This is a genomic window from Salinivibrio sp. YCSC6, assembly GCF_004916735.1.
Classification (GTDB): Bacteria; Pseudomonadota; Gammaproteobacteria; order Enterobacterales; family Vibrionaceae; genus Salinivibrio; species Salinivibrio proteolyticus.
Window position 1 is genome coordinate 2,675,564 of record NZ_CP039516.1, and the last position, 14,409, is coordinate 2,689,972.

General features: G+C 52.8%; 11 protein-coding genes. 4 read left to right on the forward strand and 7 right to left on the reverse strand.

Annotated features, from left to right (window positions below; all coding sequences use genetic code 11):
- Nucleotides 1–28: 28 nt before the first annotated feature.
- Nucleotides 29–808 (reverse strand): acetylglutamate kinase, encoded by a 780-nt coding sequence (gene argB / locus E8E00_RS12470; RefSeq protein ID WP_077771941.1) that lies wholly within the window; start codon nucleotides 806–808, stop codon nucleotides 29–31.
- A 9-nt stretch (nucleotides 809–817) separates the two neighbouring features.
- Nucleotides 818–1,828 (reverse strand): N-acetyl-gamma-glutamyl-phosphate reductase, encoded by a 1,011-nt coding sequence (gene argC / locus E8E00_RS12475; protein WP_096630610.1) that lies wholly within the window; start codon nucleotides 1,826–1,828, stop codon nucleotides 818–820.
- 528 nt (nucleotides 1,829–2,356) lie between these two features.
- Here argC and ppc point away from each other — a divergent pair.
- The 3 genes from ppc to E8E00_RS12490 all read left to right on the forward strand — a co-directional run bounded on the left by ppc (nucleotide 2,357) and on the right by E8E00_RS12490 (nucleotide 7,076).
- Entirely contained in the window at nucleotides 2,357–4,990 is a 2,634-nt protein-coding gene (ppc, locus tag E8E00_RS12480) for a phosphoenolpyruvate carboxylase (RefSeq protein ID WP_096630608.1), read from the forward strand.
- Nucleotides 4,991–5,173: 183 nt separating this feature from the next.
- On the forward strand, nucleotides 5,174–6,451 hold the full coding sequence (locus E8E00_RS12485; protein WP_096630606.1) for an O-acetylhomoserine aminocarboxypropyltransferase/cysteine synthase family protein: 1,278 nt from the start codon (nucleotides 5,174–5,176) through the stop codon (nucleotides 6,449–6,451).
- 64 nt (nucleotides 6,452–6,515) lie between these two features.
- Complete coding sequence (locus E8E00_RS12490) at nucleotides 6,516–7,076, forward strand: PadR family transcriptional regulator (protein WP_096630604.1); 561 nt, start codon at nucleotides 6,516–6,518, stop codon at nucleotides 7,074–7,076.
- A gap of 52 nt (nucleotides 7,077–7,128) precedes the next feature.
- On the opposite strand, the gene metF is transcribed toward E8E00_RS12490, so the two are convergent.
- The 3 genes from metF to metB all read right to left on the reverse strand — a co-directional run bounded on the left by metF (nucleotide 7,129) and on the right by metB (nucleotide 11,948).
- Nucleotides 7,129–8,028 (reverse strand): methylenetetrahydrofolate reductase, encoded by a 900-nt coding sequence (gene metF / locus E8E00_RS12495; protein WP_096630602.1) that lies wholly within the window; start codon nucleotides 8,026–8,028, stop codon nucleotides 7,129–7,131.
- A 251-nt stretch (nucleotides 8,029–8,279) separates the two neighbouring features.
- The gene (locus tag E8E00_RS12500; protein WP_096630599.1) at nucleotides 8,280–10,721 is read right to left on the reverse strand and encodes a bifunctional aspartate kinase/homoserine dehydrogenase II; all 2,442 of its coding nucleotides are present in this window, start codon (nucleotides 10,719–10,721) and stop codon (nucleotides 8,280–8,282) included.
- 69 nt (nucleotides 10,722–10,790) lie between these two features.
- Nucleotides 10,791–11,948 (reverse strand): cystathionine gamma-synthase, encoded by a 1,158-nt coding sequence (gene metB / locus E8E00_RS12505; protein ID WP_096630596.1) that lies wholly within the window; start codon nucleotides 11,946–11,948, stop codon nucleotides 10,791–10,793.
- A gap of 172 nt (nucleotides 11,949–12,120) precedes the next feature.
- Between metB and metJ the strand changes: the two genes are divergently transcribed.
- Entirely contained in the window at nucleotides 12,121–12,438 is a 318-nt protein-coding gene (metJ, locus tag E8E00_RS12510) for a met regulon transcriptional regulator MetJ (RefSeq protein ID WP_069589843.1), read from the forward strand.
- Between the two features lie 114 nt (nucleotides 12,439–12,552).
- Here the strand turns inward: metJ and E8E00_RS12515 are convergent, their stop codons facing one another.
- Together E8E00_RS12515 and rpmE are read right to left on the reverse strand one after the other, a co-directional pair.
- Nucleotides 12,553–13,806 carry a malic enzyme-like NAD(P)-binding protein gene (locus E8E00_RS12515; protein WP_069590824.1) on the reverse strand — a complete coding sequence of 418 codons (1,254 nt, stop codon included), beginning with the start codon at nucleotides 13,804–13,806 and terminating at the stop codon, nucleotides 12,553–12,555.
- 252 nt (nucleotides 13,807–14,058) lie between these two features.
- The gene (gene rpmE, locus E8E00_RS12520) at nucleotides 14,059–14,274 is read right to left on the reverse strand and encodes a 50S ribosomal protein L31 (RefSeq protein WP_069590826.1); all 216 of its coding nucleotides are present in this window, start codon (nucleotides 14,272–14,274) and stop codon (nucleotides 14,059–14,061) included.
- Nucleotides 14,275–14,409: the final 135 nt, after the last annotated feature.

Consider the following 14,409-nt stretch of genomic DNA (forward strand, 5'->3'; position numbering starts at 1 on the left):
CGGTTTCGTCGCGTCGTTATACGTCTTATTAACTGGCGCTAAACCGAGTGCCGATTTGCTGGCCATCGAATAATTGAGTGAGTTTTTCTGGGTAACGCCAGGTGGCAATCTCCACCGGTTTACCCAGTTCGCGGGCGGCGGCAAACGCCGCGTTGACCTTGACCACCATGCCATCGGTGATCACGCCTTTTTCCATCAAGTGCTGCGCATCTAACTCGGTCAGGCAAGGCAGCAAGTGCCCTTTGCCGTCTAACACGCCGCTGACATCCGACAGCAACACCAGCTCCGCCCCGAGCGTGGTTGCCACCGCTACCGCCGCTTGGTCGGCATTGACGTTCATCAGCTCACCTTGGTCACTGATGCCAATCGAGCTAATAATGGGGACACAATCCGCGGCCAATACCGCCTGCAACAGGCTAGGATCACCGGCGCTGGCTTCCCCTACTGCACCTAGCTCAGGGTCCAGCTGGCTGACCTGACACAAGCCGCCATCGGCCAAGCTCAAACCACAGCTTTTAATCTTCGCCTTACGCGCTTCGGCGAGTAGCAGCTTATTCGCCGTCCCTGCTAAGGCACCGGTGACATAGTCAATCTGGTCGACCGGCGTGACCCGCAAGCCTTGTTTTTTCACACTGGTGAGGGCGAGCTTTTTCAGCAGCTCATCGACCAAGTAGCCGCCACCGTGCACCAGCACTAGTGGACGCTCAGCCTCACTGCGATAAGTGTTCATCGCGCCGAAAACCTTGGCGAGGGTCTCGCTGCAGCTCAGTGCCGCGCCGCCTAACTTGATCACTAATGGCGTTTTCATCCGTTTCTCCTAGACAATCGCTGTGGTTTCGGCAAAGCCAAACTTAAGGTTTAAACACTGCACGGCTTGGCTGGCCGCGCCTTTCAGTAAGTTATCAATCGCACTGGTGAGGATCAGATGCCCATGCGCGGCCTGATAGCCTATGTCGCAAAAGCCGGTGTACTGCACCGCTTGTAGCTTGGCCACCTCACCGGCTGGGAGCACCCGTACCAGCGGCGCCTCTTGGTAAGCCTGGGTCAGTGCCTGCCCCACCTCCGCCTCACTAACACCTGGCGCTAATTTGGCGGTAATGGTGGCAAGAATGCCGCGTTTGTAGCTGCCAAGGTGCGGGGTGAAAATCACCGGCGTATCTAGGTGTGCGGCAATCTCTGGCTGATGACGATGAGAAAACACCCCGTAGGCATGCAGGCTCACTTCGCAAAAACTGTTGGTCAGACTCGCTTTGCGCCCCGCGCCCGTCACGCCGCTGGTGGCATTGATCACCGGCCACATTTGTTTATCCAACAAGCCTGCATCCAGCACGGGTTTGAGCGCTAACTGACTGGCGGTGGGATAACATCCCGGCACGGCGACCAGCTGCGCTGCCGATAATGCTTCCTGTTGCCACTCCGCCAAGCCATACACGGCTTGCTCAAGCCATGTCGGTGACTGATGCGAAAAGCCGTAATTGGCCGGGTAAAAATCAGCTTGATTGACCCGATACGCCCCCGACAAATCAAACACCACGCAACCTTGAGCCAGAAAAACCGGCGCCAATTCATGACTGACCGCGTGCGCGGTGGCTAAAAACACCACATCGGCTTGCTTGGCGACATCCTGTGGCGAGGACAACGGCATCAGTGGCATATCCACCACGCCACGCAGTTGACCGTGCAACGCGCTCACAGGACGATTAGCGTCTTCACTGCCTGCCGAGACATATAAACCGGCCAAGTGCAATTGCGGATGGCGATGGACAAGGGCGACAAGCTCGGCTCCTGTGTAGCCACTGGCACCGACAATAATGGTGTTAAGTGTCATGGGTGTCTCTCTTTATAGGTGTTTAAGGCGTGCTGCGGGGCAGCAGAATATCGAGGGCGTAGCCGATAGCCACGCAAGGCAGGCTAGCGTCGTCGAGCAGAAAGGGCGTTGTGTTTGGCAGCGAGTGGCATCATGGTCAGCTCTCAAAAATATTTTTATTCATAAATAGTGAATGTTTATTTTTTATCGTATTCCCGTTTGGCCGTCAACCCCAAAAAGCGTAAAAAATCACTTTTAATGTCTATTCATTCATATTGGAGCAATAATTCCATCTAACCATGCAAATAACACTACTGCCATTCACGAGAAAGTCGCGATACGGCGGGCGCGGAGAAGCCCTCGGGAGGATGGCAAACCTGAAAGCTGAAACTTTTTTTCAGCTTTTGGGGTAGCTCTATGATAAGCATCAAATCCGGCGGCCAGTTTTCGCGCTAATTTGCGGTTAAGTTGACCCGATCGCGCAATATTCGCTAGATTGGTTCTTTACAGTCACAGTAGGATGTAACTTTGTTACAGAATGGATACGCTATGAACGAAAAGTACTCTGCCTTAAAAAGCAATGTCAGTATGCTTGGCCGTCTGCTGGGTAACACTATCCAAGATGCCCATGGTCCAGCACTCTTAGAAAAAGTTGAGGAAATTCGTCAGCTCTCAAAATCGGCTGCCGCTGGCAATCAGGATGATCATGCTAAGCTGAAAACCGTGCTGCAAAACTTGCCGGCTGACCAACTGCTTCCGGTCGCCCGCGCCTTTAGCCAATTTTTGAATCTGACTAATATCGCCGAGCAATATCACACCGTCTCGCGTCAATGCGACGCGCTGGAGTGCAGCCCGGATGCTATCGACGATTTACTCCGCCGTGTCAGCCAAGGTGAGATTAATGCCAATGACGCGCAACAAGCGATCGCCGATTTAAAAATTGAGTTAGTCCTGACCGCTCACCCAACCGAAATCGCACGCCGTACCACCATTCATAACTTGGTGCAGATTAATAAGTGCTTATCGAAGTTAGAGCTCAGTGAACATTTGGGGGCGGCAGAGCGTGCCAAAACGGAGAAACGTCTTGAGCAGTTGATTGCACAAGCATGGCACACCGATGTGATTCGCCAAGAGCGACCAACTCCGCTTGACGAAGCCAAGTGGGGCTTTGCGGTGATTGAAAATTCACTGTGGCAAGCAGTTCCGGCGTTTTTACGCCAGTTTGATCAGCAGCTTGAAAGCCACCTCGACATCAACTTGCCCATTGATGCCAAACCGGTACAAATTTCCTCGTGGATGGGCGGCGACCGTGACGGTAACCCCTATGTTACCAGTGAGGTTACCCGTGAAGTGATGCTGTTATCACGCTGGAAAGCAGCGGATTTGTATTTGCGCGATGTGCAAGATTTGATCAGTGAACTGTCGATGACCCAGTGTGATGACACTGTGCGTGAGATGGCCGGCGAGGCACACGAACCGTATCGCGCCATCCTCAAAACCTTGCGCAGTCAGCTAACTCACACTTTGAGCTATTTGGACGCCAAACTGAAAGGCGAACGCGCCTCCTCACAAGGGATCCTGACCGACACCCAGCAATTGTGGCAGCCTTTACTGGCGTGTTACCAATCGCTCCATCAATGTGGCATGGGCATTATTGCCGACGGCAAATTGCTTGACTTGCTCCGCTGCGTGCAATGCTTTGGCGTGCACTTGATCAAACTCGATATTCGCCAAGAAAGTACCCGCCATGCCGATGTGCTCTCAGAAGTGACCCGTTATTTGGGGATGGGCGATTACGCCCAATGGAGCGAGCAAGACAAGCAAGCCTTCTTAACCCGCGAGCTGGCGTCTAAGCGTCCGTTGTTGCCACGTGATTGGTCACCGTCACCTGACGTCCAAGAGGTGATCGACACTTGTCGAGTGATTGCCGAGCAGCCGCGTGAAGCCTTGGGTGCCTACGTCATTTCGATGGCACGTACCGCCTCCGACGTGCTGGCTGTCCACCTATTGCTGCAAGAAGCCGGTTGTCCATTCCGCATGGATGTGTGTCCGCTATTCGAAACCTTGGACGATTTAAACAATGCCGAGGCAGTGATTGGTGAGCTGCTGGCCATTGATTGGTACCGAGGCTTTACCCAGAACTTCCAAATGGTGATGATCGGTTACTCGGATTCGGCCAAAGACGCTGGAGTGATGGCCGCCGGGTGGGCGCAATATCGCGCCATGGAAGCGCTGGTCAATTTGTGCGATGACCAAGGCGTTGACTTGGTACTTTTCCACGGTCGTGGCGGCACCGTAGGTCGCGGTGGTGCCCCCGCGCATGCGGCATTGCTCTCACAACCTCCGCGCAGCTTAAAAGGCGGTTTGCGGGTGACCGAACAAGGCGAGATGATCCGCTTTAAGTTGGGTCTGCCTGACGTCGCCGTCAACAGCTTAAACCTTTATACCAGCGCCATTTTGGAAGCGAACTTGCTGCCACCACCAGAGCCTAAGCAAGAATGGCGTCAGCTGATGGACACCTTAAGTGACATCTCATGCCAAGCCTACCGTGATGTGGTACGCGGCCATGAGCAATTTGTGCCTTACTTCCGCTCTACCACGCCGGAGCTTGAGTTAGGCAAGCTACCACTGGGATCGCGCCCGTCCAAACGTAACCCCAACGGTGGTGTGGAAAGCTTACGGGCGATTCCTTGGATTTTCGCCTGGAGTCAAAACCGATTATTGCTGCCAGCTTGGCTGGGGGCGGGACAAGCTATCGATCACGCCATTTCAAAAGGCCATAAAGCCCAGCTGGAAGAAATGTGCCGCGAATGGCCATTTTTCTCCACCCGCCTTGGCATGCTAGAAATGGTGTTTACCAAAACCAACCTAGACATTGCCAAGTACTATGATCAGCGCTTGGTCGATGAGAGCCTTTGGCCGTTAGGTGAATCCTTGCGAGAGCAATTGCGCCAAGATATTCAGGTTGTGCTGGCAGTGGAAAATAGCGACAACCTGATGGAGCAAAACCCATGGGGCGCTGAAGCGATTCGCTTACGTAATATTTATGTTGAGCCGCTCAATATGCTGCAAGCCGAGCTGTTATACCGTACACGGCAATCGGAACAAGGCGATCAGTCACTCGACGATGCCTTGATGATTTCCATTGCGGGGATTGCCGCGGGGCTGCGCAATACCGGTTAATCCTTGATAGTAGAGCCGTACCCTAGGGTGCGGCTTTTTTGTCTTGGCACATGAACGACGCTGAGGGAATCCTGACCACAGACTTTTTTATGCAAAGCCGCAGCTAATGCTTGCTGTTGCATTGATAATATTATTACTATTGAAGGTCGCACTGACGCGACCCAACAACGCAAAGGAATTGCCATGAAAGACGAAACCCTCTCGATTCATCACGGCTACCAGACCGACCCCACCACCAAATCGGTGGCAACGCCCATCTATCAAACCGTCGCTTACGAGTTTGACAATGCGCAACATGGTGCTGACCTGTTTAATCTTGATGTGCCGGGCAATATCTACTCACGGATAATGAACCCGACCAACGACGTGTTGGAGCAACGGGTGGCGGCATTAGAAGGCGGTATTGCCGGACTGTGTGTCAGTGCCGGTGCGGCGGCCATCACCTATGCGATTCAAACCCTCGCCAAAGCCGGTGATAACATCGTCGCCACACCACAGCTTTACGGTGGCACCTATACCTTGTTTGCCCACATGCTCCCCGAGCAAGGCATCGATGTGCGTTTTGCCGCGAGTGACGACGCCAGTGCGATTGAGGCGCTGATTGATGACAACACCAAAGCAGTCTATTGCGAGTCGATTGGTAACCCGGCCGGCAATATCGCCGACATTGAAGGCTTAGCCAAGGTTGCCCATGCGCATGGGGTTCCGTTGGTGGTCGATAATACCGTGGCCACACCGGTTTTGTGTAAACCGATTGAGCATGGGGCCGATATCGTGGTGCACTCACTCACCAAGTACATTGGCGGTCATGGCACCACCCTTGGCGGTATGATTGTCGATGGCGGCACCTTTGACTGGGTAGCACATCAAGCCCGATTCCCGCAATTCTCACAACCGGAGCCTGCCTATCACGGCGTGGTTTATAGTGAGACGTTTGGCCCAGCCGCATTTATTGCCCGCGCACGTACGGTGCCGCTACGTAACAGTGGCGCGGCACTCTCGCCGATGAACGCTTTTATGTTGATGCAAGGGTTAGAAACCTTGAGCCTGCGTATGGAGCGCCATTGCGAGAACGCCAAAGCCGTGGCCGATTACTTAGCCAATCACCCCGCCGTGGCGTGGGTGAACTATGCAGGCCTTGAAACGCATCCGCATTATTCGCGCGCCCAAACGCTGATCCGCGGTGGATTGCCCGCGTCACTGTTGTCGTTTGGCTTAAAAGGTGGCTTTGATGAGGGTGTGCGCTTTTACGATGCACTGAATTTATTTAAACGTCTGGTGAACATTGGCGATGCCAAGTCGCTCGCGTGTCATCCTGCTTCGACCACTCATCGTCAGTTAAACGAGCAGGAGCAGGCCGCAGCCGGCGTCACACCAGAAATGATCCGTCTTTGTGTCGGCATTGAGCATATTGATGACATCATTGCCGACCTTGAGCAGGCCTTGAGTTTGGCGAAATAACCCAAAGAAGGTTATCGCATTCCGGGCCGACCTATTGTTGTACGACTAATTGTGGATAGAAGAGATGTCACTACCCCATGTAATACTGACGGTGCTAAGCAACTGCGAGGCCACGGGTTACGATATTACCAAGGCGTTTTCCACTAGCATTAGCTATGTATGGAAAGCCAGCCATCAGCAAGTGTATCGCGAGCTTACCAAGCTCGCAGAAAAAGGGGCGGTGAGCTGCCGCTTGGAGCCACAGATGGGTAAGCCCGATCGCAAGGTCTATGCCATTACGCCGGTCGGCACTGACATGTTGCAAACTTGGCTACTTAGTGAGCCAAAACTTGCCCCCGAACGGGATGAGTATGTCGCACGTCTGTTGAGCTGTGAGGTGCTCGACCCGTCCCCTATGCTGGATCATGTTAATCAGTTAATTGCCGAATCGCAGCAACTCCTCAACCATTACGCCATGATTGAGCAACGCGAATTTGGTCAAGCCAGCCCGCTTACCAATCAGCAGCGCCTGCTGCGTTTAGCCTTGCGTCGTACCATTCATCAACGCCGCGCTTGGCTTGCTTGGGCACAGGAGGTACGCGACGAATTGACTATGCTAGCGCCTCACGAACCTTGCTCGGCATAAATTGCAAACCACACAACACGCAACCTCAAAACGCCCCATTGTGGGCGTTTTTTTATGAGACAGCGGCAAGCGGACGCACGCCCAAGGTATGGCACAAAGCATAGGTGAGCTCGGCACGATTCAAGGTGTAGAAATGGAAATCCTTCACCCCTTCCCGACTGAGGACACGCACCATGTCGATCGCAATCGAGGCCCCAACCATCTGACGCGTAACAGGATCATCCTCTAGGCCTTGGTATTGTTTGTGCATCCATTGCGGCACGCGCACATTGGTCACCTTGGCAAAGCGCGACGCCTGCTTAAAGTTGGAGACCGGCAAAATCCCCGGCACAATTTCGACATCAATGCCCGTCGCCACACAACGATCACGAAAGCGCAAATAGCTTTCGACATCGAAGAAAAACTGGGTAATCGCCCGGCTGGCTCCCGCATCCACTTTGCGCTTGAGGTTAATTAAATCCGCTTGGGCGCTTTTCGCTTCTGGGTGCACTTCGGGATAAGCGGCGACCGAAATATCAAAATCATGCTCTTCTTTGAGCAAGCGCACCAAATCAACCGCATACATATCGGGCTTTTTCTCTGGCGAGGGTAAGTCACCACGCAACGCCACAATGTCACGAATGCCGTTTTGCCAATAGTCGCGGGCGATATGACGCAGCTCGTCTTCACTGGCGTCAATGCAGGTCAAATGTGGCGCCGCGGCGATACCCGTTTGTTCATGAATACTTTTCACAATGTCGTGGGTGCGATCGCGCTCGCCTGAATTGGCGCCGTAGGTCACTGACATAAATTTAGGTTTGAGCGCTTTTAAGCGATGCACGGAGTTCCAAAGTGTCTCCTCCATGGTTGGGGTACTCGGCGGAAAAAACTCAAATGAGACGTTAATGTCGCCATTTAGGTCAGCAATGTTCTGATTCAGTGCATCAATGTGGCCCGCGTGCGTGTAGCTCATACCCTCTCCCTGCAACCAATATGGTGTGTGCGATGATGTGTGTTTTGATTTATACGTTTAGACGTCCATATGTCTAAAGATTGGCGTTATCCGGCGAGAATGTCAACGATACATTAATGAAAAAAACTCATAACGTTATGAATCAGGCCGTCAGGATCAGTATGGTGGAAAAGCCGTCGATGCGTGGCAGAAAAAAGGCTGCTCAACGCATCATTGAGCAGCCTAGTCAACGTGGAATATAAATGCGCTAGCTAGTGGAGACGTCCAATCAAACGGTTAAGATCGGATTGAATCGCGCCTGCGGTGACATCACGCCCCGCGCCGGGGCCACGAATGACCAATGGATTTTCGCGATACCATTGGCTCTCAATCGCAAAGACATTGTCACACGGCAGTAGATGCGCCAGCGGGTGCTCAATCGGCAGAGTTTCTAAGCTGACTTGCGCTTTACCTTGGCCGTCTAAACGCGCCACATAACGTAGCACCGAGCGGTCGCGTTGTGCTTTCATTAAGCGTTCATGCAGCACCTCATCCATTTGGCTGGCGTTATCTAAAAAACCGTCCAAAGAAAGCGCTTGCAGCGCCTCTGGCACTAACGACTCCACTTTCACTTGTTCCGGCTCTAACGCCATACCGGCCTCACGCGCTAATATCACCAGCTTGCGCACCACATCCGCGCCGGAGAGATCTTCACGCGGATCAGGCTCGGTTAACCCTTGCTGCCAAGCTTGCTCAAGCAGCACACTAAACGGAACCTCGCCGCTAAATTGTAAAAATAGCCACGAGAGTGTGCCGGAGAAAATGCCGGATAAAGCTAGGATCTGATCGCCACTTTCCTGTAAATCTTGTACCGCGTAGTTAATGGGTAATCCCGCCCCGACGGTCGCGTTGTAGAGCCAATGCCGTCCAGTTTTGGCAAAGGCCTGCTGAATAGCATGATATTGCTCTGCCGGTGCCGCCCCCGCTTCTTTATTCGCCGAAATCAAATGAAAGCCATGTTCGGCAAGGCGCGGATACAAGTATGCGAGTGATGCACTGGCAGTGACATCCAGCACAATCACATCGTCATAGGGATGATTGAGCAGGCGGGTAAGCCACTCGTCATCAAAATACGGCTCGCTTTTGTCATCGAATCCGTCTAACACACGGCTAGGATCGATACCGGCAAAATCCAGCCATTGGTTGCGACTATCCACCACAGAGATCAATGAGACCCCTTTACCATGGCGCTTCTCCAACGCTGTTTTTTGCTCGGCAAAGAGGCTGAGCCAGCGGGTACCAATGTTACCTTTTCCCACTAACACCAAACCGATGCGGCGCTGAGCCTGAAACAGCGCATCGTGCATCCCCGCCACCAAGGCTTGGGTCTGCATTTGACGCAAAATCGCAACTAAGCTAAGCCCAGACGCCGACTCACTCATAAACTCGACAGGGTGTGCTTTCAGCTGTTGGTAAAAGCCGTGGCAATGGACGGGGTTATTGACCACACCGGCCCCCACTGCCGCCACCATGCTAAAGCCCTCACGCAAACGCAATTCCGCAGACAGGCCCGCATCCTGAATCTGTGCCATCACGGTATCGATCACTTCTGCACTGAATGCCAATTGAATGCGATGCTGGTCATCACGGTAATCGACAGCCAGAGGTTGCAGCTTGAGCTGAGTCAGAGTGCGGCTTAGCTCCTGCTTAAACGCCTGAAAGTCGAGGCCGCGTGCGACATCAAACTGCAACAGACAGACATCATCTAGCGCCGTAATGATCTTTGCACCACGCCCAGAGGCGAGCACACGTTCGATACGGGTTGAGCCACTGTCAGGTGCATGCGTACAGCGTAAGGTAAGATCGGTGGCACTCTGCGCCACCGGCTGTAAGGTGCGGCTATGGAGCACAGGGGCAGCAAGACGTGCCAGCTCAGCCGCCTCATCCAATCGAATCAAAGGTAACAAACAGGCATTATCGACATGACGCGGGTCAGCACTGTACACTCCAGCCACGTCACTCCAAATCGTCACCCGACTCACCCCGGCCAAGGCACCTAAAATGGTTGCCGAGTAGTCGGAGCCATTGCGGCCAAGCAGCACGGTTTCTCCCGCTTGGTTTTGTGCCATAAAGCCCGTGATCACCACTTGGGTGTGGGCATATTGGGATAACTGGTTGTTCAGCAATGGCCAAGACGCTCCCCGATCAACTTCTGGCTGCGCTGCTCGCTCTGCACGTAGACACAGACGTGAGTCCAACATTACAGCGGGTTGCTGGTGCTGGCTAAGCAAGCTCGCCAGTAAGCGGGCCGACCATACCTCGCCAAACCCTTGAATACGCGCCTTATCTGCGTCAGTCAGCGAGCCCTCTCCCAAGGTCGCAATCGTGGCGATGTCAGCATACAAGGCATCGACAAGGCGCTGCTTGTCTTCACCATCAATAAGATTTTCAATTAAATCTTGCTGAAAGCCGCGCAAGGTCTGTAGCGTTTCATGGGCGAGGCGACCGTCTTTGTTGAGCTGAGCCAGATAAGCAATTAATTGGTTGGTGGTTTTGCCTGCCGCGGAGACCACAATCAAATCTTGGCGGCCCGCGTGGGCGGTCAATACATCGACAACCCGACGATAGCAGGCGGGCGACGCTAAGCTGCTGCCGCCAAATTTATGAAGTTGTCGTTGTGCTTCAGGGGACGTCTCCGTCGATTGCGCATGCATGACAAGGTCTCTCTTTGTCTAACCAAATATCAGGGTAAAGCAAGGAACAGCGCCGTAACGTTGTTCAGGTTACGCGGCCAATGCCGCAAAAGCGTTGGCCAAATCAGCGATGAGATCATCCGCATCTTCCAATCCGATTGAAAAGCGCAGCAAGGTCGGTGCGATACCCGCTTCCGCTTGCGCCGCATCACTCATCGCCCGATGTGTCATGGAGCCTGGGTGTGTGACCAAGCTTTCTACACCGCCTAACGACTCTGCTAAAGCAAATAGCGAAAGGCCTGCGATAAAACGCGCCACCCCGTCACTGTCGGTATCCAATTCCAAGCTCAGCATACTACCAAAGCCTGATTGCTGACGGGCAGCAATTTCGTGACCCGGATGGGTCGTGAGTCCCGGATAATAGAGTTGGCGCACAGCAGGAACCGTTTGCAAATAGGCGAGTACCGCTTGCGTGTTTTGCTGGTGTTGTTTAACCCGTGCGCCTAAGGTACGCAACCCTCGCAATGTCATATAACTGTCAAACGCGTTGCCCGTGGCTCCTATACAGTTGCCCCACCACGCTAAGGTTTCGGCAAGTTCACTGGTTGCTGCAATAACCGCGCCACCGACAATATCAGAATGCCCATTAATAAATTTGGTGGTCGAATGCACCACCATGTCGGCCCCTAGCGCAAGTGGTTGCTGTAAAGCAGGAGATAAAAAAGTGTTGTCGACCACCACCCAAGCGCCGACTTGATGCGCTTGTTGGCAAATATCGGCAATATCGACCACGCGCAGCAGGGGGTTAGATGGAGTTTCCACCAGCACCAACGTCGGTGATTCTGCCAAGGCGCTCGCCAAGGCGTCTGGATCGGATTGGTCGACAAATTTAACCTGCCAAATTCCCTGCTTGGCTCGGGACTCAAGCAAGCGATACGTGCCACCATAACAGTCATGCGGGGCCACAATTTTGTCACCCGCATTCAATAGCGATAACACCAAATTAATCGCGGACATCCCGCAGTTGGTTACCACGGCCCCCGCGCCCCCTTCTAAGTCAGTCAATGCTTGCTCTAGCTGGGCGCGGGTCGGATTCCCTCCGCGTGCATAGTCATAGGTGGGCACATCCCCCAACGCGGGAAAGCGATAATTGGTCGAGAGATATAAAGGGGGAACCACCGCATGATGTTGCGTGTCGGTGCCAATGCCAGTTCTTACAGCGATGGTGTCAGTTTTTTTTCGGGTCATGGTTCATCCTTGCGATGTGGTGCGCGAGCCAGCGTTGTTATCCTCACCTTACCCTGCACTTTTTGAGACGTCAACACTTCTAGACGTCTATACAGCTTTGCATGTGGCGGTTAATATAGCTAGAATCTCCGCAGCATCATTCTGGGTATTCAATAATCAAGATAGGTGAGACATGGCGCAGTGGAACGGCGATTACATTAATCCGTATGCCGAGCATGGTAAGAAAAAGGAGCAGGTGAAAAAAATCACCGTTTCTATCCCACTTAAAGTTTTAAAAATTCTCACTGACGAGCGGACACGCCGTCAGGTTAATAACCTGCGTCACGCGACCAACAGTGAGCTGCTGTGTGAAGCATTTTTGCATGCTTATACCGGCCAGCCATTGCCAACCGATGACGATATTCGCAAAGACAAGCCTGACAGCATTCCTGCTGAAGCGCGTCAGATCATGAAAGAACTAGGTATCGAGTTCGACGATAGCGAATACTAAAAAAACCCGCCGATTGGCGGGTTTTTTGTCATCATCGGTGCTCGGCACAACCTTTTCAGGTTTTATGAGAGCACGTTTTTCCTAACGCTCACGCATTATGCCTTGTCGAGCATGTTACGCCTTGTCGAGCATATAGTTGTCTGGCATCTCGATACGGGCGACGCCAGTTTCAACCGCTGCAAGTGCCACCGCGCGAGCCACGCGTGGCAATAAGCGTGCATCCATTGGCTTAGGAATAATGTAATCCGGGCCAAAATGCAGCGCATCAACACCTGCCGCGTCCAATACCGATTGTGGGACAGGCTCTTTCGCCAAACCACGGATCGCCTCAACGGCCGCCAGTTTCATTGCATCATTAATTTCACTGGCACGCACATCCAACGCTCCACGAAAAATAAACGGGAAGCAGAGTACGTTGTTGACTTGGTTTGGATAATCCGAGCGCCCTGTTCCCATGATCAAATCATCACGGACTTGATGCGCGACCTCTGGATTAATTTCAGGGTCTGGGTTCGAGCAAGCAAAAACAACCGGCTTATCGGCCATCAGTTTTAGTGCCTCTGGCGAGAGCAAGTCTGGCCCTGACACACCCACAAACAAATCAGCGCCCTCAATCACATCTTCGAGGGTACGTTTGTCGGTATTGTTGGCAAACAATTGCTTGTACTTATTGATGTCGTCACGACGGGTGTGGATCACGCCTTTGCGATCCAGCATGTAGATTTTTTCGCGTTGCGCGCCACATTTGATCAATAGCTCCATGCAGGCAACAGCCGCTGCACCAGCACCAAGGCACACAATGGTGGCTTCACGAATATCTTTGCCTTGCAGCTCAAGAGCATTCAGCATACCCGCCGCGGTAACAATCGCGGTACCGTGCTGATCATCGTGAAAAACAGGTACTTCACAACGTTCAATCAGCTGTTTTTCAATTTCAAAGCAATCCGGCGCTTTGATGTCTTCAAGGTTAATGCCCCCAAAGGTATCCGCGATGTTCGCAACGGTATCCACGAATTCATCGATAGTACGGTGTTTGACTTCAATGTCGATCGAGTCCAAGCCAGCAAAACGCTTGAACAATAAAGCTTTACCTTCCATGACGGGCTTTGAGGCCATTGGCCCTAAGTTACCCAATCCCAAAATGGCGGTACCGTTTGAGATCACCGCAACCATGTTGCCCTTTGCGGTGTATTGATACACAGCGTCTGGGTTTTGAGCGATTTCACGGACCGGCTCTGCAACGCCTGGGCTGTATGCCAACGCCAGATCCGCCGCCGAGTCAGCAGGCTTGCTCAATTCAACAGAGATTTTTCCGGGAGTAGGGTATGCATGATAATCCAGCGCTTGCTGGCGTTTATCGTCCGACATGTAGTGTTCCTAGTTATTATCGTGAAGGGATGCACCAATATCAGCTGGGAAGGCTGCTGATATCAGCAACGCTATACTCAAACCACAGGGTAGATTCGAGCAAGATAAACGATGTTAACGCAGTGGCTAAAGGTCCACCAGTCTAAAACGGCCCCGAACGTTAACCTCCGACCTCTAGACGTTAAAAAGGTGACGACGGGATCAAAAAAGGGGCGCTTTCGCACCCCTTTTTCGCATTCGGCTGTTAGCGGCTTATTTTTTGCTGCTAAGGGCACCGAAACGCTTCTTAAAGCGGTCAACACGACCACCGGTGTCAACGATACGTTGCTTACCAGTGTAGAATGGGTGACATTTGTCACACACGTCTAGGTTGATGTCTTTACCAAGAGTGGTGTTGAACGCGAATTCGTTACCGCAAGAACACTTAGCAGTGACAGCTTTGTACTCTGGATGGATACCAGCTTTCATAGGGATAACCTCATAGTGAAGGCCGTGTCGCTCTCCCGATCCTAAGCCGGGCACCACACGTCGTTAACAAACATTTTCTAAGGCGCGCAATTCTAATCAAGCGACCTCGATTTCGCAACTTTTTTGTGCAGTCGC

Excerpts from the sequence above, each read along its gene's own strand:
- E8E00_RS12500 (WP_096630599.1), bottom strand. The coding sequence starts at position 10,721 with ATGCATGCGCAATCGACGGAGACGTCCCCTGAAGCACAACGACAACTT.
- metF (WP_096630602.1), bottom strand. The coding sequence starts at position 8,028 with ATGAGCTACACGCACGCGGGCCACATTGATGCACTGAATCAGAACATT.
- E8E00_RS12490 (WP_096630604.1), top strand. The coding sequence starts at position 6,516 with ATGTCACTACCCCATGTAATACTGACGGTGCTAAGCAACTGCGAGGCC.
- argB (WP_077771941.1), bottom strand. The coding sequence starts at position 808 with ATGAAAACGCCATTAGTGATCAAGTTAGGCGGCGCGGCACTGAGCTGC.
- metJ (WP_069589843.1), top strand. The coding sequence starts at position 12,121 with ATGGCGCAGTGGAACGGCGATTACATTAATCCGTATGCCGAGCATGGT.
- rpmE (WP_069590826.1), bottom strand. The coding sequence starts at position 14,274 with ATGAAAGCTGGTATCCATCCAGAGTACAAAGCTGTCACTGCTAAGTGT.
- argC (WP_096630610.1), bottom strand. The coding sequence starts at position 1,828 with ATGACACTTAACACCATTATTGTCGGTGCCAGTGGCTACACAGGAGCC.
- E8E00_RS12485 (WP_096630606.1), top strand. The coding sequence starts at position 5,174 with ATGAAAGACGAAACCCTCTCGATTCATCACGGCTACCAGACCGACCCC.
- ppc (WP_096630608.1), top strand. The coding sequence starts at position 2,357 with ATGAACGAAAAGTACTCTGCCTTAAAAAGCAATGTCAGTATGCTTGGC.
- metB (WP_096630596.1), bottom strand. The coding sequence starts at position 11,948 with ATGACCCGAAAAAAAACTGACACCATCGCTGTAAGAACTGGCATTGGC.
- E8E00_RS12515 (WP_069590824.1), bottom strand. The coding sequence starts at position 13,806 with ATGTCGGACGATAAACGCCAGCAAGCGCTGGATTATCATGCATACCCT.